Annotated in this window: 16 protein-coding genes and 2 pseudogenes; 8 read left to right on the top strand and 10 right to left on the bottom strand. The window is 59.4% G+C overall.

What is annotated here, in order from left to right; translation table 11 throughout:
• Window positions 1-11: 11 nt before the first annotated feature.
• The 6 genes from CP49_RS19395 to CP49_RS19365 all read right to left on the bottom strand — a co-directional run bounded on the left by CP49_RS19395 (window position 12) and on the right by CP49_RS19365 (window position 7,183).
• Window positions 12-938 carry an ABC transporter permease gene (locus CP49_RS19395; protein WP_057851790.1) on the bottom strand — a complete coding sequence of 309 codons (927 nt, stop codon included), beginning with the start codon at window positions 936-938 and terminating at the stop codon, window positions 12-14.
• A 1-nt stretch (window position 939) separates the two neighbouring features.
• Window positions 940-2,049, bottom strand: a complete 1,110-nt coding sequence (locus CP49_RS19390) for an ABC transporter permease (protein ID WP_057851789.1) — start codon at window positions 2,047-2,049, stop codon at window positions 940-942.
• The gene (locus CP49_RS19385; RefSeq protein WP_057851788.1) at window positions 2,046-3,155 is read right to left on the bottom strand and encodes a BMP family ABC transporter substrate-binding protein; all 1,110 of its coding nucleotides are present in this window, start codon (window positions 3,153-3,155) and stop codon (window positions 2,046-2,048) included. The genes CP49_RS19390 and CP49_RS19385 overlap by 4 nt, the downstream gene beginning before the upstream one ends.
• Window positions 3,156-3,533: 378 nt before the next feature.
• Entirely contained in the window at window positions 3,534-4,550 is a 1,017-nt protein-coding gene (locus tag CP49_RS19380) for a formamidase (RefSeq protein WP_057851787.1), read from the bottom strand.
• Between the two features lie 1,036 nt (window positions 4,551-5,586).
• On the bottom strand, window positions 5,587-5,913 hold the full coding sequence (locus CP49_RS19370; protein ID WP_057851785.1) for an antibiotic biosynthesis monooxygenase family protein: 327 nt from the start codon (window positions 5,911-5,913) through the stop codon (window positions 5,587-5,589).
• A gap of 79 nt (window positions 5,914-5,992) precedes the next feature.
• Complete coding sequence (locus tag CP49_RS19365) at window positions 5,993-7,183, bottom strand: NADH-quinone oxidoreductase subunit D (protein ID WP_057851784.1); 1,191 nt, start codon at window positions 7,181-7,183, stop codon at window positions 5,993-5,995.
• 224 nt (window positions 7,184-7,407) lie between these two features.
• On the opposite strand from CP49_RS19365, the pseudogene CP49_RS19360 reads away from it, so the two are divergent.
• The 3 genes and pseudogenes from CP49_RS19360 (at window position 7,408) to CP49_RS19355 (ending at window position 9,163) form a co-directional block, all read left to right on the top strand.
• Window positions 7,408-7,962: pseudogene (locus CP49_RS19360) on the top strand (NuoB/complex I 20 kDa subunit family protein).
• Window positions 7,963-8,257: 295 nt separating this feature from the next.
• Complete coding sequence (locus tag CP49_RS44785) at window positions 8,258-8,395, top strand: hypothetical protein (RefSeq protein ID WP_156438516.1); 138 nt, start codon at window positions 8,258-8,260, stop codon at window positions 8,393-8,395.
• A 534-nt stretch (window positions 8,396-8,929) separates the two neighbouring features.
• On the top strand, window positions 8,930-9,163 hold the full coding sequence (locus CP49_RS19355) for a hypothetical protein (RefSeq protein WP_057851859.1): 234 nt from the start codon (window positions 8,930-8,932) through the stop codon (window positions 9,161-9,163).
• Window positions 9,164-9,238: 75 nt separating this feature from the next.
• Here the strand turns inward: CP49_RS19355 and CP49_RS19350 are convergent, their stop codons facing one another.
• On the bottom strand, window positions 9,239-10,162 hold the full coding sequence (locus CP49_RS19350; RefSeq protein WP_063791724.1) for a complex I NDUFA9 subunit family protein: 924 nt from the start codon (window positions 10,160-10,162) through the stop codon (window positions 9,239-9,241).
• Between the two features lie 135 nt (window positions 10,163-10,297).
• Here CP49_RS19350 and CP49_RS44780 point away from each other — a divergent pair, with 135 nt between their 5' ends.
• From CP49_RS44780 to CP49_RS19330, 5 genes and pseudogenes are all read left to right on the top strand, one after another.
• Window positions 10,298-10,645: a hypothetical protein gene (locus CP49_RS44780; protein WP_156438515.1), complete on the top strand. Its 348-nt coding sequence runs from the start codon at window positions 10,298-10,300 to the stop codon at window positions 10,643-10,645.
• Window positions 10,646-11,441: 796 nt separating this feature from the next.
• Window positions 11,442-11,843 (top strand): annotated as a pseudogene (locus tag CP49_RS42935) (DUF2267 domain-containing protein); the annotation flags it as partial.
• 60 nt (window positions 11,844-11,903) lie between these two features.
• Window positions 11,904-12,338, top strand: a complete 435-nt coding sequence (locus tag CP49_RS19340; protein WP_057851858.1) for a CBS domain-containing protein — start codon at window positions 11,904-11,906, stop codon at window positions 12,336-12,338.
• Between the two features lie 172 nt (window positions 12,339-12,510).
• Window positions 12,511-14,001 (top strand): trypsin-like peptidase domain-containing protein, encoded by a 1,491-nt coding sequence (locus CP49_RS19335; protein ID WP_057851781.1) that lies wholly within the window; start codon window positions 12,511-12,513, stop codon window positions 13,999-14,001.
• A 183-nt stretch (window positions 14,002-14,184) separates the two neighbouring features.
• Window positions 14,185-14,364 carry a hypothetical protein gene (locus CP49_RS19330; RefSeq protein ID WP_057851780.1) on the top strand — a complete coding sequence of 60 codons (180 nt, stop codon included), beginning with the start codon at window positions 14,185-14,187 and terminating at the stop codon, window positions 14,362-14,364.
• Window positions 14,365-14,379: 15 nt separating this feature from the next.
• On the opposite strand, the gene CP49_RS19325 is transcribed toward CP49_RS19330, so the two are convergent.
• From CP49_RS19325 to CP49_RS19315, 3 genes are all read right to left on the bottom strand, one after another.
• Window positions 14,380-14,649 (bottom strand): hypothetical protein, encoded by a 270-nt coding sequence (locus tag CP49_RS19325; protein ID WP_057851779.1) that lies wholly within the window; start codon window positions 14,647-14,649, stop codon window positions 14,380-14,382.
• Window positions 14,650-14,890: 241 nt separating this feature from the next.
• Window positions 14,891-16,423 (bottom strand): sensor histidine kinase, encoded by a 1,533-nt coding sequence (locus CP49_RS19320; RefSeq protein WP_063791717.1) that lies wholly within the window; start codon window positions 16,421-16,423, stop codon window positions 14,891-14,893.
• Window positions 16,420-17,139, bottom strand: coding sequence for a response regulator (locus CP49_RS19315; RefSeq protein ID WP_057851777.1), 720 nt, complete (start codon window positions 17,137-17,139; stop codon window positions 16,420-16,422). The genes CP49_RS19320 and CP49_RS19315 overlap by 4 nt, the downstream gene beginning before the upstream one ends.
• Window positions 17,140-17,595: the final 456 nt, after the last annotated feature.

The raw sequence follows: 17,595 nt of genomic DNA, 5'->3' as shown, positions 1-17,595 counted from the left end.
ATACGCAGATGTCATCGGGTGATCGATAATTCGGCCGGCGCGCCGGTCAGTGTGCGCTTCGGCGAACAGGTGATGATCATGATCGCCAGCGTCAGGATATAGGGCGCGGCATTGAACAGATGATAGCCGGAGGTGACGCCGACCGATTGCAGCGCCGGTCCCAGTGCCGCCGCTCCGCCAAAGGCGAGCGACGCCCACAGGCACAGCATCGGGTTCCAGCGCGCGAAGATCACCAGCGCCACCGCGGTGATGCCCTGTCCGCTGGAAAGACCCTCGTTCCAGCTACCGGGATAGAACAAGGACAGAAACGAACCGCCGATGCCGGCGAGAAAGCCGCCGGCCATGGTGGCGCGGAGCCGAATCCACAGCACGGAATAACCCATCGCGCGCGCGGCATCCGAGCTTTCACCGGCGGTGCGGATCAACAGGCCCCACCGCGTGGTTCGAAACGCCCAAAACAAAATCGGCGCGATTGCCACCCCGATCAGGAACAGCACATTGATCCGGAGCGCCGCCCGCACCTGGGGAACGTCGCTCCACCAGCCGAAATCAATCGCCGGCAGGCGCGCCGCGGTCGGCTCGATCAACGGTTTGCCGAGATAGAACGCAAGCCCGGTGCCGAAAAGCATCAGCGCGATACCTACGGCAATGTCGTTCACCCGCGGCAGCGAGCAAATGCCGGCATGGAGCGCGCCGAGCAGCGCGCCTGTGATGCCGGCCGCCAGCACGCCAAGCCAGGGCGAACCCGAGAGATAGGAGATGCCATAGGCGCTCATCGCGCCCATGATCAGCGTACCTTCGAGGCCGAGATTGATGCGCCCTGAGCGCTCGGTGATGCATTCGCCCAGGCTGACGAACAGGAACGGCGTCGAGACGCGGACGGCGCCGCCGAACACAGCGAGCGGGACAGTCCAGAGTCCGATCGTTCCATCCGCCATGTCAGGATTTTCCTTTCAGGAAGGCGATGCGTCCGTACAGCGCATCGCTGGCGAGCACGAACACAAAGATGATGCCCTGCAGCACCAGGACAGATGCGTCGGGCAATCCGAGCCGGCGCTGCAGCAGGCCGCCGCTGGCACTGATGCCGCCGAGCAGGATCGCCACGGGAATGATGGCCAGCGGATTCTGCCGCGCCAGGAAGGCGACGAGGATGCCGGTAAAACCATAGCCGGCCGCGAGATTGGCGTTGGTGCGGCCTTGCACCGCGGCGACCTCGATCATGCCGGCAAGGCCGGCCGCGCCGCCCGCGAGAAAACAGATCATCAGGATCAATTTGCCGACGCCGAGTCCGACGATCTTTGCTGCGCGGATGTTGCCGCCGGCCACGCGCGCAGCGAAGCCGAACACGGTGTGATAGATCAGGATATAGGACGCAAAGGCGGCGACTACGCCGAACACCAGCCCCCAATGCACGTCGGTGCCAGGAATGCTGCCGATCATGTTGGCGGCGCCGATCTCGCGGGTCGAGGGCTTATTGAGACTGGACGGATCGCGCATCACGCCCTCGACCAGATGATTGAGGATCGCGAGTCCGATATAGACCAGAAGCAGGCTCGAGATCGTCTCGTTGACACCGCGGTATTGCCGGAGCGCGCCCGCAAGCGTGATCCAGAGCCCGCCGCCCACGACGCCAGCGCAAACCATTGCAATTTGTACCACCAGCGGCGGTGCCCACGGTATGGCCAGAGCGATCGAGGTCGCGGACAAGGCGCCGATCAGCAGCGCGCCTTCGCCGCCGATGATGACCATGCCAAGCTGCGCGGGCAAGGCCGTGCACAGCGCCGTCAGGATCAAAGGTGCCGCGCGCGTCAAGGTGTTCTGCCAGGAGAACCAGGTGCCGAACGCGCCCTGATACATGTAGAAATACAGATCGAGCGGGTTCTTGCCGAAGAGGGCCACGAATATGCCGAACACGGCGAGCGCGCCGACCAGCGCCGCGCCCGGGATCAGAATGTATTCGATGGTGGTGCCGTAGCGTTGGAGAAAACCGGGGTCGGCGGCAGGAGAGACTGCGACCGCCTCGACCGGATCCGCAGCCTCAGTTGTCACGAAGTCGCTCCGGTCACGCCTTCGACCAGATAGTCCATCTTCTCAAGTTCCGGATCCTTCTGCCCGCGATCGGTGCCGGCGGTGATCACGGTCTTGCCCTTGTTATCCATGATCGGGCCCTTGAAGATGGTGTAGCCGCCCGCAATCAGCTTGGCCTTGATGTCGTCGGCGTGTTTGCGTGCTTCCGCAGAGACCGCCTCGCCATAGGGCGAGCATTTCACGATCTCTTCCTTCAGGCCGCCGCGATAGAAATTCGGAATCGCTTCGCCGGCGGCGATCATCTTGACGAACTTCGGATACAGCGCCTCCCAGTTCCACTCCGCGCCGGTGAGGTAGGCCTTCGGCGCCAGCGGCGACTGGTTGACGTGATAGCCGCAGACCATCGCGCCGCGGCGCGCCGCATTCTCGACCATCGTCTTCGGGCCGTCGACATGGCAGGTAAGAACATCGACGCCCTGGTCAATCAGGCTGTTGGTGGCTTCGGCTTCCTTGACCGGCATCGACCAGTCGCCGGTGAAGATCACCTGTGTGGTCGCCTTCGGGTTGGCGAGCTTGGCGCCTAGCGTGAAAGCGTTGATATTGCGAAGCACCTGCGGGATCGGTTTTGCGGCGACGAAGCCGAGTTTGCCGCTCTTGGTCGAATAGCCGGCGACAATGCCCGAGATGTACTGGGCTTCGTCGATATAGCCAAAATAGCTGCCGGCGTTTTTAGGGTCTTTGTCGCTCCACAGCCCGCCGCAATGTTCGAAGCGCAGTTTTGGAAACTTGTTCGCCATCTTGATCACGTGCGGGTTGTAGTAACCGAACGAAGTCGGGAACAGCAGCGACGCGCCATCGAGATTGATCATCGACTCGATAGTCTTTTCGACGGCGTCGGTTTCCGGCACTTTCTCTTCTTCAACGACCTTGAGGCCGCGCATTTTCTTCAGGGCCGCGGCGCCCTGGGCATGAGCCTGGTTGTAGCCATAGTCGTCACGAGAACCGACATAGATGAAGCCGATAGTGGTGTCGGCCGCTGCGGCGGAACGTACGCCGAGGACTGATCCGAGCGTCAGTGCGGCGCTTCCCCGCAGGAGATGCCGCCGAGAAATCTTTGCAAAATCCATGGGTCGCTCCTTTGGCGGGGGCATGCCGCCGCTGAATTCGCAGCCGCGCCGATGCGGCGAAGCTCACCGCTCCATGTCGCAATCTTCGTGCCAGGGCATTTCTCGTAATCATGCGTGCATAAAATATTGAATTATATCGGGTATTTGAAACTCGAATACTGGTCGAAAACTTGTGCAGCGCAGCGACTGCCTAATAAATAATCGACATTCTCCTGTTGTATGCAAGAGAGTTAAGCAATTCTTAAGCCTGGCTTGAAGGAAATCGGCGGCTGGATCGCCCGCAACTTGGCTCGGAGAGAATGCCGGTCTGATCGTTTGAACGCCGGTGCCGGGATCCTTCTTTCGTGCGAGCGAGCTCAGGCGCAATGCAGGCTTGAGTCACTCGGCTGCCTTGGCGTTCTTCGGCCCGAACAGCCGAGTGGGCATTGGAAAGCCGCACGATGTGCCGTCGGTCACCTTGACCTGGTCTTCCCACGGCAAGCGGAATGTGCCGGCCACCATGTCCTGCATGAAGGTATAGGGACAATCCATCGCGCCGCCCTTCACTGCAACGTAACCGCGGTGCCAGAGTTGATAGATGTTGTTTTCGACGCCCCAGTGAATCCGTGCTTCGCGCACGAGATCAGGACGGACCTCGGCGGTGATGATCTCGTCGGCACGTCCTGTCGTGCCGTGGGCAATGATGCTGCCGTCGAAATTCACGATCATGCCTTCGCCCATGGAATCGAATGAGCCATCCGATCCGCACATGCAGACATTGGCCGTGACCATCAGATTTTGGAAAGCATTGGCCTGATTGGTGAAGCGCCAGCTTTCGCGTATAGGCGCGGTGTATCCGGCTGTGCGGATCATTATCTCCGCGCCCTTGTAAGCGCACTCACGCGCCATCTCCGGGAACATGCCATCGTGACAGATGATCAGCGCGATCTTCGCACCCTTCGGTCCCTCGATCACGGGGATGCCGATATCGCCGGGCTCCCATGGCTCAACCGGAATCCACGGATGGAGTTTTCGATAGTACAGCTTGATCTCCCCGTGATCGTCGATGATAAGCCCCGAATTGTAAGGGTTGCCGTCGGGATTAAACTCCATGATGGAGAAGCAGCCCCAGATCTTGTTGTCGACGCAACCCTTCCGGAACGCCGCCACTTCGGGGCCGTCGAGACGGCACATGATTTCCGGATTGGTGTCCATCGACAGGCCGTGCAGGGAATACTCAGGAAACACCACCAGATCCATGGTGCCCAGATTGCGCCGCGCCTTGCCAATCATGTACACGATGCGTTCGGTCTGTCGCGCTAGGTCTGTCTTGGTGACCACAACAGGCAATTGCAATTGGACGAGCCCGATGACGACGCCATCAGGCGATTTGTTGAGGCCGCCAAGTCCGTTCATGTCCTGGTTTCCTTAGCAGTTTGCACCAAAGCGAAACAAAGCCGATTTCGGGGAACGGCAACAGATTAATTTTCAGGCGACTGGCGAACTGGCAGGCGAGGGTGATCGCCGATCGTCAAGGCAATTGCCCAATTGGCCAGGAGTAGAGCAGTAGACGACTGCCCCCGATGTCCACCCTGCCTGTCGTGGGCAAGAGCGCGCTCTACGAGCATCAACACCCGGGACCGCATCAATCCTGCTCCTGCCATCTCCCTTCACCAAGAAGTCGTCGCACGAGGTTCCCGGACAGAACCAGGTCCGGAATAACGATCGACCAGCTCGCGCTATCGTCGGCGACGCGCTCTGGTTCGCGCCGCTTTCTTGGCGGCGGCAGAGCGGCCAGAGGCGCCTTTTGTCTTTACGGCTTTCTTGGCTGAGGCAGAACGAGCAGAGGCGGTGCGGCGCGAGGCGGCACGCTGCGTTTGCTTTGAGAGCGCAGCGCGCGACGTCGTGCTGCGCGGTTCGCGTTTAAGGACCCGTGACACGGCGCGCGAGACGCGCGGCCGTCGTCGGGGCTTTCGCTTGCCCTGGCCCGCCTCATAGGCGTATTCGGCGCTTTTGCGGGTGCTCGCCTTGGCCTTGCCTTTCCGTGGCGGGCGAAGAGCAACGCCTGCGCGCCTCGCTTTGGATAGGCCAATGGCAATGGCCTGCTGCGGCGATCTCGCGCCATGTTCGCCGCGGCGAACCTTGCGGATCTCCTCGTGCACAAATTCGCCCGCCTGAGTGGTGGTTGATTTGCCCGCGCGCTTGTCCTTCCGGGCCTTCTCCACTGTTCGTCGCTCTGGCATGACTATTCCTCCAAAATGCCCTCAACAGTAACGCCGTACCTCGCAAAAGGTGCCCCCGAATGCTGTCTGCGGGCAGCCGCGCCATGGCCTAGCTTGCCGCAGGTGCTGATCGGAAGAGCATCGAGCAACTCTGGCCGATCTCGGCAGAGCCGGCGGCGCGATCTTGTGCGCACTATTTCTCGCCTTCGAGTTAGCGCATCACGAGATGCTCAGCGAACAGCGTCCAAGACCTCGGCAACTTCGTAAAGGTGTGGATCAATTTGGTCGGTCAAATCGTCGAATTTCCCCCAGGCCTTGCGAAAATCGGGCGATTGGTGAGCCTGCTGCAGGAGCTCGCGGTTTTGCCATTGCACGTAGTTGACAATGCGCCGTCCATCGAGGCTGCGATGCAGGCTAATGGAGACAAAGCCCGGCTGGCGCGCCATGAAACGCGCGCGCTCTGCCATCAATGACAAAGCCTCAGCCTGTTTTTCCGGCTCGGACTCAACGACCGTGATTTGCGTGATTGTCGGATTGTTGGTCTGAATGGTGGGCATGACGTCTCTCCTTTCTCGGTTGGTTTTCTGTCATGCAACGCAGCGATCCCCGCATTTCGGTAGTCTCAGATCCCTGAATTCATCGATCAATCTCGCCGAACACGATATCGAGCGATCCGATGATGGCGGAAACGTCGGCCAGCATGTGGCCGCGCGTCATGAAGTCCATCGCCGAGAGATGCGCAAAGGAGGGCGCGCGGATCTTGCACTTGTAGGGCCGATTGGTCCCATCGGAGACAAGATAGACACCGAACTCGCCTTTGGGCGCTTCAACGGCCGCATAGACCTCGCCGGCCGGAACGCGATGCCCCTCGGTATAGAGCTTGAAGTGTTCGATGATGGCCTCCATCGAACGCTTCATTTCGCCGCGCCGCGGCGGAACGATCTTGTTATCTTGCGTCGCGACCGGCCCCTGTCCTTCAGGCGCCTGAAGCTTTTCGATGCATTGCTTCATGATGCGGACCGACTGGCGCATCTCCTCCATGCGCACGAGATAGCGATCGTAACAGTCGCCGTGCTTGCCAACGGGGATGTCGAAATCAAACTCGGGGTAGCACTCGTAGGGCTGTGCCTTGCGCAGGTCCCATGCCGCGCCGGAGCCGCGCACCATGACGCCCGAAAATCCCCAGGCCCAGGCATCGGCGAGCTTGATCACGCCAATGTCGACATTGCGCTGCTTGAAGATGCGATTGTTGGTCAGCAGGCCTTCAAGATCGTCGCAAACCTTCAGGAACGGATCGCAGAACGCCCGGATATCGTCGAGCAGCCTGGAAGGCAGATCCTGATGTACTCCGCCGACGCGAAAATAGTTGGCATGCATCCGAGCGCCCGAGGCTCGCTCATAGAATGCCATGAGTTTTTCGCGCTCCTCAAACCCCCAAAGCGGCGGTGTCAGGGCGCCAACGTCCATCGCCTGGGTGGTAATGTTGAGCAGATGGGAGAGTAGCCTTCCGATTTCGCAATAGAGCACCCGGATGAGCTGGCCCCGTCGGGGAACCGTGATGCCGAGCAGCTTTTCGGTCGCCAGGCAGAACGCGTGTTCCTGATTCATCGGCGCGACATAGTCGAGCCGGTCGAAATATGGCAGCGCCTGCAGATAGGTTTTGTACTCGATAAGCTTCTCAGTGCCGCGATGGAGCAGGCCGATGTGGGGATCGACGCGCTGGACCACCTCGCCGTCGAGCTCCAGGACAAGTCGCAACACCCCGTGTGCCGCCGGGTGCTGCGGTCCGAAATTGATCGTGAAATTGCGGAGAGCAGCCTCGGCCATGAAGATTTCCTTCGCTGCGCTGGAACCTGAAACGCCCCAGTCCTGCATCCGTTCCGCGAACGCGCCGATCGACGGGCCGTTTGTGCCGTACGGCTAGGAACGTTTGCCCTCTGCATTGATTGGCTTGGTGTGCAGAAATGGCATCTGCCGATGGGTGCTGCTTGCCAGCTTCGTCGCTGGCTCGCATGGCGGTAATCGATGCACGAACCAAACAGGGACATCGAATGAGCATGCCTGCGTCAATCGGAACGATCCATCTGCGTACGGAGCGGGGTATTGGTCTCGATGACCGCTTCTTTCGCGAGGTGAACCACGACTTGACCGATAGAGGTTTTCTGACCACCAGCGCAGAGAACTTGATTACCTGGGCCCGCACCGGCTCGCTGATGTGGATGACCTTCGGTCTCGCTTGCTGCGCGATCGAAATGATGCAGATGTCGATGCCGCGCTAAGACGCCGAACGCTTCGGCTTTGCACCGCGTGCGTCACCGCGCCAGTCTGACGTGATGATTGTCGCCGGAACGTTGCGCAACAAAATGGCGCTGGCCCTGCGCAAGGTTTACGATCAGATGCCGGAGCCGCGCTATGTCATTTCGATGGGATCCTGCGCCAACGGCGGCGGCTACTATCACTACTCGTATTCGGTGGTGCGCGGATGCGATCGCATCGTCCCCGTCGACATCTACGTGCCGGGCTGTCCCCCTACCGCCGAGGCGCTGCTCTACGGCGTCATGCTTCTGCAGAAGAAGATTCGCCGTATAGGCACGATCGAGCGATAAACCAGCGCTCGGGCATCCGCGTTAGCCCAAAGCCGCCGCGGCTCGACCGGCCGGAAAGATCATGGGCGGCCCCGCCGCTCGCCGGCGCGCCCGAAGCCAGCGCAGCGGTCGCTCCAACGCTACTGCATCTGGAACTGGGGCGCGTCCTGAACATTATGCTTTCAATGGATTTTCCAGCCGGCCACAATTTTGGGTGGCTCGAGCATGAAAAGGCCTTATGCCATGTATTTCCGGCTGCGACGCTCGTGCGTGGTTTTCAGCGTTTGCATCTGTATTGTTCTGACCGCAGTGGCGGATGCTCGATCTGGGGAATTTCATGTCGGGCAATCGGTTGCTGGCGATGGCCCTCACATCGATCAGGGCGGGTTGTTATTTCATGGGAATTACTGTGGCCCGGGTGGCCGACCGGGAGCTCGGCCTGTTGATGCTTTAGATGCTGCCTGTATGCGTCACGATGCCTGCACGCATTTCAATGGCCTCCCGAGCTGCGCTTGCAATGCAAGACTTCAATATGAAGCAGCAGCAGTCGCGCACGATCCCGCACAGCGGCCGGATATTCAGTTCTTGGCTTCAATCACGGTGGCCGGTGCCGGCTTATTGCTGTGTCAGCCACCTTCAGAGGTGTCTTACGATTCGCCGATCAGCCGACCAGCGCAGGGCAGCCCGTTGACACACGTTTTCCCGGCGATTGACCCATATCAACCAAATCGATCACAGAAATGGAGACGCGCTCCAAGATATAACCATCCGATACGCTGAAACGGGCGACGCATGCAGAAGATCTGCGGCCGGTATCGGCTCGTGCTCCGGTCCCACGTTGCTTCGAATCAGTGGAGGCGCGCGCCGCATTTGGAATTGCCTATCTCTCGCGGCCGCTGACTGACGTGTCGCAGTGCCCGCTGTTGGAACCGGATGCCATTTGCAGACTTCAATATACATCTGCGACATATCGGCGAAGGTGGACATCATGGCTACATGTGAAACCTGCGGCAACGACTACGACAAGGCGTTTCAGGTCACGATGAGCGGCAAGGCGCATACCTTTGATAGCTTCGAATGCGCCATTCATGCGCTCGCACCAACCTGCGATCATTGCGGAATCCGCATCGTCGGACATGGCCTGGAGAAGGGGGGCACATTCTATTGTTGCGAGCATTGCGCCCAAGGCGAAGGCGTTAAGGGTCTGCGCGACCGAATATAGGCCGGGCAATCGATGCTAACTGGGTCCTGGCCATCTATTTGGGGGCGGGCGCGCTCGCCCTTAACAGCTCTTAGCTTAGCGGCCTCTCAGCATAGTCTGGATGATATCCTCGACCGCACGCGGTGAAATTCCAAGCTGTTCAAAGCCCGGCATTTCCGACGATCGCATGTTGTCGACTTGCATAAGCGCTACTTGATGACGAGTAATTGGCGGGCTCGGCAATATTGCCAACATCCGCGACAATGCATGCCACGCGGCGAAGGGAACGGGAAGAAGAACAGGTTTAACTCCGGCTTCGCGCGCCAGGGCGCTGACAAGCTCCTTATAAGAGTAGACGCGCGGGCCGCCGCACTCGAACGTGGTACCTGTTTCAGACCCTTGCAATATCAGCGCAATCGCTTCTCCCACGTCTTCCACGTAGGCCGGCTGCAATCTCGTCAGTCCTTGCCCGAACATTGGATAAACGGGGAAGCGCCGGAGGAGCGTGATTATAGTGGTAATAAACGTGTCATCTGGACCGAACATTACCGCCGGACGAACAACGGTCGCGTCGGCAAACGCTGCCCGGACTGCCGATTCGCCCTCGCCGCGTTTGCGAATGTAGGGTGATGACGAGGTCGCATCGGAGCCGATTCCAGAAATGTGTACGAGCCGCTCGACTCCAGCTTGTTGCGCCTGCGCCGCTATATGGTGCGCAGCCTCGACATGTACGGAATGAAACGTCTCCCGTCCACGCTCGACATAAAGACTAACTGCATTCACCACGCCATAAGCGCCGGCTACAGCTCTGGCGATTGATGGCTCGTTGTGAATATTCACTTCGATCGATTCGATCCGGGAATCGTCGGACCCAAACAGATCCCGACCTCGATCGGGATGTCTCGACGCCACGCGAACGGAAAACTCGTGCCTGCGTAGATGCCGGACTGCCCGGCGGCCGAGAAAACCGGTCCCGCCAAATACGACGGCGAGTTTACCTGTCTGGCTGCGACCGTTCACATTCTCCACCGACCACGACGATTGTTAACTACCCATCCCGATATCGCGTACGCCATGCGCTTATTGGCGATCATCTGCAGCATGAGCAATCTCAGGAGATGAGGTTTCATCTATCGGCTGATGATGACCCTCGTGATGATGACGCTCGTCCGCCTTGCCGAACTGCGGGTTCGCCGGCAGCTGCAGGACGGTCGCGCGCTGACCCTCTTTGAGCCTCGTCACAAGGACGCCCCTGCCATTGGCAAGCTCGAGTGCGTCATGATGCACGTGCGGTTGGCGGGGGTCGAGTCGTCGAAACCGGGCAAGTCGTTCGCCTTGCATACCAAACCGGAGGCTCGGCAGGAGGGGAGCGAAGGCATGGACGGTCTCGATTTCGTGTTCAAAAGCGAGTTCGGTGCCCGGGAGAAGGCAGACTGCCACGCCCGGCTCGCCCACCGCCGCGAAGCCTCGCGTTTCGGTCCCGGGAAATCGGGTCGAGATTAGTTGGTCGCCCACCTCGGCGGCCCGCGATCTGACAGCGTGAAGACTATAATCGCACATCAAACATTCTCCCCGGAGACGAATGAACGTCTCCTGCGAAAAAGGATCGGCGCATCACAGTTCGTAACCTAAACGGCGGTTCGCAGAAATAGGCCGCGACCCACCGAGCGAAATAGAATCGCTCGGTGGGTATTGATGGCTTTACCAGTCTGGGCCTATGCCGAAGCTGAAGCCCGGCCCATAAACGCCTACGCCCGGCCTGCGATAGTAGCCGCGATCGTAGTCGTCATAGTAGCGCGGAGCTGCATAGTAACCATCTCTGATGATGGCGCGACTCCGGGTATTCCAGCATCGGCCGGTGTCGTCACAGACTACCCGTGCCTGATGAAGGAGGGGCGAACTTCCTCCAGTTTGAATCTCGTCGGCAGCATATGCACTCGAGGCTATGAGTGCACCGGCGCCGGCGAGCAATGTCAGTGTCAGTTTTCTCATGTCTACCTCCTCTGAGTGGAGTCCTAATGGAACGCATCAATCAAGACGACGTTCCGGCAAGCGCTTGTCGACCTGGATTCAAAATCTTCGCAACGCGAAAGGGGAACGTAATGCTTCCTACGACGGGCGATCTCGGATTATCTGCAATCGTTGCGCTCTATCCGTAGCAGCCATGCATTGACGAAAGGCTGGGTTCCGCCGGCCTGGCCGGCATTTTGGCTATTCGCAGCAACCGGCCACAATTCGGCATGGAACCACTTCGGCAGGCGCCCGTTCGCCAGTAAAGCCCAACTCGCGGAGTTACCACATGAGCGCGAATGGCCTTGAAACTTTTGACAGATCGATTCACGCGACCAATGTCTGGCTCAAGGAGATTTCAAAGGAGATCGGACCGGATCGTCGATTAGCTTGGCGCGTTCTTGGCGTCGTCCTTCGGGCTTTGCGTGATCGGCTCCCCGTCGAGGACGCGGCGCATCTTGCTGCACAGTTGCCCTTGCTGATTCGTGGGGCCTTCTATGAGCAGTATCGTCCGGCTGTTCAGCCAGACCCGATGCGTTCACGCGAGGAGTTCGTAGCTCGCGTTGCGGATGGCCTCGAAGGCGGAGGAAAATCCGTAAATCCGGAGAAAGCCATCAAGGCTGTATTCTCCGCCGTCCAGCGACACGTCGTGGAGCCCGAAACGGCAAAAGTGCGCCACGCATTGCCAGAGGACATCAGGATGCTTTGGCCAAGCGGCCGCATTCCCCAGGCTAAGCATGGAAACGGATCAATGAAAGTGGCAGACGTGATGAGTCGGAATGTGCAACTTGCCAGCCCGAACGATACGCTGGGAGAGGTCGCCAAACGAATGACGGCCAAGGATATAGGCGTTTTGCCTGTCGGAGAGAACGATCGCTTGGTCGGGATGATCACCGATCGCGATATCATGGCACGGGCGGTCGCGCAGGGCAGGGACGGGCAATCGTGCGTCCGCGACGCAATGACCAGGGACGTCAAGTATTGCTTTGAGGACGACAGCATCGACGACGTTATTCAAAATATGAGCGACATACAGGTTAGGCGGTTGCCGGTCGTCAATCGGAGCAAGCGCCTCGTGGGTATTGTCTCGCTGGCTGACGCCGCGAGGAAGTACGACCCGGCGGCGACCGGCGCCGCCATGTGCGGCGTCGTCGAACCGGGAGGTTCTCACGTCTCGTCCGCGTAAGGGATTGCGCCGCTGCGCCCTCAAGGGTTCGGCCGCCAGAAGCACATGGAATCCCGAGGGCAACTGTTTCTGTGTGCCTCGGCTGAGACGAGAGTGACTACTTGAATTCAATGCTCATCGGGTGCTGGAGGGCCGCCGGGTAGGTCTGGATTGGGGCGAACGGAGAAGGCTCATGGCCGAAAAACGTACCGCTGGTAAGATGCGCCGCGCCATTCTCGCTGCCTCTATTCTTGTGATCGGAATTCTCGGAGTCGGAACGGCTGCCTGGCTGGATGGATTGAATGCCTCCACGTGGAGAGAGCTGTACTCCTGGTACAATCCCGCCGTTGGCTTCCGATCTGCCGCACTGCCGGTGGGCTTTGAAGATCTCGTGGATCGCATCAAGCCGACGGTCGTGGGGGTGCGCGCGAAGGTAGAGCAGGACGAAGACCAAGAGGAACAGCCTTCCGGTCGCGGCGCGCCCTCGAATCGTTCCGATGTGCCGATGGGTGGCCGAGGCACCTCGCAGCCCCGTATCGCCACCACTCTGGGATCAGGCTTCTTCATATCGTCGGATGGATACGCCATGACGACCAGCCATCTGGTCAGGCGCAGCGAAAAAATTGAGGTCACCACCGACGACGGCAGGATTTACCCTGCGAAGCTGGTTGGCGCCGACCCGAAAACAGATCTCGCGCTGCTCAAGATAGAAGGCGAAAAGGAATTCCCGGTTGCCCAGATCGCTGACAAGGCGCCTCGGATTGGTGCGCGGGTTCTTGCCGTCGGCAACCCATTTGGACTCGGTGGGACGGTGACGGCTGGAATTGTCTCGGCCCGCGCGCGCGATATCATTGGTCCCTACAACGACTTCATCCAAATCGATGCGCCGGTCAATCAAGGCAGCTCCGGGGGACCGACCTTCGATGTTAGCGGCAAAGTGATTGGCATCAACAGTGCAATATTTTCGCCGACAGGCGGCTCGGTCGGTGTCGGCTTTGCGATTCCAGCGGAAACGGTGAAGACGATCGCGGAAAGACTCAAGCAGAACGGTACCGTCTCCCGTGGCTGGATCGGCGTCGAGGTTCAATCGGTGAGTCCCGACATCGTGGAGGGTCTCGGTCTCAACAAGCCGGTCTACGGCGTCTTGGTTACCGAAATCCAACCGGACAGCCCGGCTGCGAAAGCCGATATCGCGCCCGGCGACGTCATCACTTCGGTTGCCGGCCAGCCAGCCAGCAATGATCGCGACTTGATAAAGAGGGTCAGCGATATGGCTCCCGGCAAATCAATCGAGCTTGGCCTGATCCGTCAGAACGAGCAAAAAAATATCAGCATAACGCTGGGCGAGCTTCCGGTTCCTGAGAGCCGCTCGATTGCTGAGAAATCGGAATCACCGACGGCGGACGGCAATAAACCAAACGTCGGGCTGACCCTGATGCCTGCGGACAACTTTGGTCCCGGTGTCCCGGGTGTCATTGTCGCCGATCTTGACCCTGGGGGTGTTGCGGCTGAGAGCGGACTTTCGACCGGGGATGTTATTCTCGACGTAGGCGGCAACGCCGTGAAGACTCCTGCCGACTTCTACAAGGCGCTGACCGAAGTTCAAAGCAAGGGCAAGCGCATCGCATTGGCGCGGGTAAAGTCAAACCAGGCAACGCGATTTGTCGCCATTCCCGTCAGTTGACGGATTGAACGTTGCGGCGGGCTCGACTGGTAGGTGCGTTAACCCGGTGCCTCGTCAAAGGATCAATTCGTGACATAGATAGTTATTCCATTGACATTATCGGCAACGCGATGACGCGGGGGCGCGTTCCATCAGGAACTCCTTCGTGGAGTATCCGCGGTATCTTGCCAAGGCGGTACGCAAATGCCTGAAAAGCAAAATCCGACGGGCCGACATTCGGATGGTTCCCGAGCCTACCCCGGCGAGAAGGCACGGCAGGGCGAGATCATTCTGCGCAAGCCGTGGATGCGTGCGGTCTTCATGGCCGGCCTTGTGGGCTGCGCTCTTCTGGCCCTGGGTATTCGCATCGCTGCGGGGCCTTGATTGGGGATATCCCGGTCAGCGCGAGAACACATTCTTCAACTGCACCAGGAATGTCACTAGCCACGCGCACGCAAACATGCCCGCGAGGCCAAGCGCCGTTCTGCGATCAATCAAAGACAGGTTTGTCCACCACCATATGCGGTAAAGCCATAGTCCTGTCGTGGCCACGCCAAGCAAGCAGACCAGCACCTTGAGAAAGGACGAGTTCGCGACACCTAAAGCGCCAAACAAAAGCGTTGCCGGAACGAGAAACATCATGCAGGCGGATATCAAAGTCTCGTTCATGGCTCCTCAAGACATCTACGAATCGCAGGCTACATAGGCAGTTTGCAGCAACCTGCACCCTTCGGGAAGGGACACCGTTGCAACTGATAATTTGCTTGCGCCGCCCACGATGCGTTCGTCCAGTCGAGTCTGAACGAGGAAATGACGAAATCCCAAATGGGTTTGCGGCTGACAGGCACACCCAATCAAGCTGCAGGCACCCATTCGAATGGAATCGATCAATCGGCGGTCTGCTGGGTGATCAATATGATTTCGACGCGCGCTGCAACATCGTGGCCACCGAAGGTTTTGCCGCTTCGAGGGCGTTGGTAACGTCCTTCGCTCCTGCGACCGGGCGGCTGATGGGAGGAGGCGGCCCGCTGTCCTGCGCTGGCAGGCTAATGGTCGCCTGTAGCCCCTTCTGCGTGTTGGTTAAGACGATATCGCCGCCGTGGTGGCGGACAATGGTCCGGGCAATGGAAAGGCCGAGACCTACGCCTCCTGTTTCGCGGTTCCGGGAATTCTCCATCCGGAAAAACGGCGTAAAAACCTGCTCTTTGGCGCTGTCTGGAATACCGGGGCCGTCGTCCGAGACGGTGATTTCGACACTATCCGCTTGCCTTTCCACGCTGACGCGCGCTCGCTCGCCATACCGGATGGCATTTTCGACGAGGTTGCGGCACGCGCGGCGCAGTGCGTCTGGTCGGCAGCTATAGCTGATTTTCTGCCCTTCAGAAAAGGAGATGTCATAACCGAGTTCAGCGAGATCATCGCAGAGACTTTCCACGAGAGCCGAGAGGTCCACGTTCCGCGTGCTTTCTGCGGTTGCGTCTTCGCGAGCGAATGCGAGAGTCGCCTCTGTCATCGTCTGGATCTCGGCAATTGTGGAGAGCATTTTCTCGCGGATGTCCTCGTCGGGCACGAATTCCGCACGCAAACGGAGCGAGGTTAGAGGTGTGCGCAGATCATGGCCGATGGCGGCCAGCATTCTGGTGCGGTCGTCGACGAAACGGTGCAGGCGCGCTTGCATGCGATTGAATGCCTCGGCGGTACGTCGGATATCGTCGGGCCCGGTTTCCGGCAGCGGTACGATCTCCTGACCACGGCCCAGGGCTTCGGCCGCTACGGCCAGGCGGCGTAATGGTTGCGCGATGCCTCGAGCGGCGAATACAGCAATGATCGACAACAACAACGCCGAGAGGCCGAGAGTAACGGTCGATTTGGAGGTCCAGAAGCCGTCTTGCGCGGGTTTGGCAAATGCAGTGTTCAGCCATGCGCCGTTCGCCAATCGAACGGCCAGTCCCATGCCGGTGGCGTCATCGAGATAAAGAAATTTCGCTGGTCGAGACAGCGGCCAGGCTTCCGGCTTTAAATCGATCCATTGCGAGGAGGCGGCGCTGCCGCCGCTGGCATTATTTCGGGCGAAATCCGGTCTCGCCTCGGCCGGGACGGTATGGCCGGGAAAGGACACGCGCGGCAATGGCTGAGCCAAACGTTCCCATGCTTCCTCACGCCACGCGGAGGCATCCTTCAGACCGTTAGCCGATATCCAATATCTCGCCGTACTGGTGTTACTGGCGTTGAGGATATCTGTTTGAAGCGCCGGAGGCGTCGCCTCCAATACCCGCGCGAGCGAAGCGCACCGGCTGAGTATCTCGCCCTTGGCAGTCTTCCGAATTGCCTGCCCGTGCTCATCCCACGAAATGAAGAACACGATTGCTTGTGACAGCATTAAAGACAGCAGGGTAAAACAGATGAAACGGGCCGCAAGACTACGCTTCCATAAGCTCATCATGGCTGCTCGACCTGCGCGGCGAGGCTGTATCCACCGCCCCAGTGCGTCTTGATCAAGGCTGGTGCTTTCGGATCGGCCTCGATCTTTTTCCGCAAGCGGCTGACCTGATTGTCGATGCTCCTGTCGAATGGATCGGCATCCCGGCCGACCGTCAGGTCAAGGAGCTGATTGCGGCTGAGTACCAGGCCCGGATGATCGAGAAATGCGCACAAGAGGCGGAACTCCGCCGTGCTGAGCGGCACTGCGACGCCGTCGTGTCCAACCAACTCGCGCCGGTTGACCTCGAAGGTCCACCGATCGAAGCGCACGACCTTGGTCGCGAGCCGGCCCTTTTGCGGCGGCAGGCTTTGGACTCGTCGAAGCACTGCTTTGATACGGGCGAGAAGTTCGCGGGGATTGAATGGCTTGCTCACGTAGTCATCGGCACCTACTTCCAGGCCGACGATTCGATCGGTCTCCTCAGCCATCGCAGTCAACAGGATAACGGGTAGATCCGTGGTGCTGCGCAGATGGCGGCACAGGGACAGTCCGTCCTCGCCCGGCATCATGACGTCAAGAACTACCAGGTCCAGAGCACTTCGTTCGAGCAAGCGGCGAAGTGCAATAGCGCTCTCCGCAAGGCTGATGCGGTAGCCATGCTGCATCAAGTATTTGCCGACCAGATCGCGAATATCGCGATGATCATCTACTACGGCGATGTGAGGTGCCGAGTCCATCTAGTTTGCTCCGCCCCGGATCATACTGAAGTCCTGCACCCAACCCATCGAAAAAGTGTAACAGAATGTATCGGCCGCATATGATCGACCGAAATCAAATGCTTGTGGCTGGCTTCACTGACAGCGTCGCGGCATCGGATCGGGATCGCAGGACCCCGATGCCGATGCCGGCCGATCCGAGCGGGAACCGGCCTCATGTGCATGATTCCCCGATCTGGCTGAAACAATTTAGGCGCAAGCTGTCGCAGAACGTTGTCCCGGTGAACCATCTTTGTCGCAAATTGTCGCAGACCGGTATGCCTGATGCGAATCGAGAAGCTGCATCGAGAGCAAGATCATTGAAGAGCGGATGACAGGAGTGGCCATCAACCTTGGCCGCAACTGTCGCGAACTATGCAATGCAGCATTCCTGAGACAGATCGCGACAATTTCCGGCAGCGGTCGGCAAAGTTCTGC

Source organism: Bradyrhizobium valentinum, assembly GCF_001440405.1.
Taxonomy (GTDB): domain Bacteria; phylum Pseudomonadota; class Alphaproteobacteria; order Rhizobiales; family Xanthobacteraceae; genus Bradyrhizobium; species Bradyrhizobium valentinum.
This window is presented reverse-complemented; position numbering and strand designations above follow the sequence as displayed.

What these genes read in the sequence shown, in the direction of transcription:
- CP49_RS19335 (WP_057851781.1), top strand. Translation starts at nt 12,511, where the DNA reads ATGGCCGAAAAACGTACCGCTGGTAAGATGCGCCGCGCCATTCTCGCT.
- CP49_RS19320 (WP_063791717.1), bottom strand. Translation starts at nt 16,423, where the DNA reads ATGATGAGCTTATGGAAGCGTAGTCTTGCGGCCCGTTTCATCTGTTTT.
- CP49_RS19330 (WP_057851780.1), top strand. Translation starts at nt 14,185, where the DNA reads ATGCCTGAAAAGCAAAATCCGACGGGCCGACATTCGGATGGTTCCCGA.
- CP49_RS19355 (WP_057851859.1), top strand. Translation starts at nt 8,930, where the DNA reads ATGGCTACATGTGAAACCTGCGGCAACGACTACGACAAGGCGTTTCAG.
- CP49_RS44780 (WP_156438515.1), top strand. Translation starts at nt 10,298, where the DNA reads ATGATGACGCTCGTCCGCCTTGCCGAACTGCGGGTTCGCCGGCAGCTG.
- CP49_RS19340 (WP_057851858.1), top strand. Translation starts at nt 11,904, where the DNA reads ATGAAAGTGGCAGACGTGATGAGTCGGAATGTGCAACTTGCCAGCCCG.
- CP49_RS19370 (WP_057851785.1), bottom strand. Translation starts at nt 5,913, where the DNA reads ATGCCCACCATTCAGACCAACAATCCGACAATCACGCAAATCACGGTC.
- CP49_RS19385 (WP_057851788.1), bottom strand. Translation starts at nt 3,155, where the DNA reads ATGGATTTTGCAAAGATTTCTCGGCGGCATCTCCTGCGGGGAAGCGCC.
- CP49_RS19315 (WP_057851777.1), bottom strand. Translation starts at nt 17,139, where the DNA reads ATGGACTCGGCACCTCACATCGCCGTAGTAGATGATCATCGCGATATT.
- CP49_RS19380 (WP_057851787.1), bottom strand. Translation starts at nt 4,550, where the DNA reads ATGAACGGACTTGGCGGCCTCAACAAATCGCCTGATGGCGTCGTCATC.
- CP49_RS44785 (WP_156438516.1), top strand. Translation starts at nt 8,258, where the DNA reads ATGCTCGATCTGGGGAATTTCATGTCGGGCAATCGGTTGCTGGCGATG.
- CP49_RS19395 (WP_057851790.1), bottom strand. Translation starts at nt 938, where the DNA reads ATGGCGGATGGAACGATCGGACTCTGGACTGTCCCGCTCGCTGTGTTC.
- CP49_RS19365 (WP_057851784.1), bottom strand. Translation starts at nt 7,183, where the DNA reads ATGGCCGAGGCTGCTCTCCGCAATTTCACGATCAATTTCGGACCGCAG.
- CP49_RS19325 (WP_057851779.1), bottom strand. Translation starts at nt 14,649, where the DNA reads ATGAACGAGACTTTGATATCCGCCTGCATGATGTTTCTCGTTCCGGCA.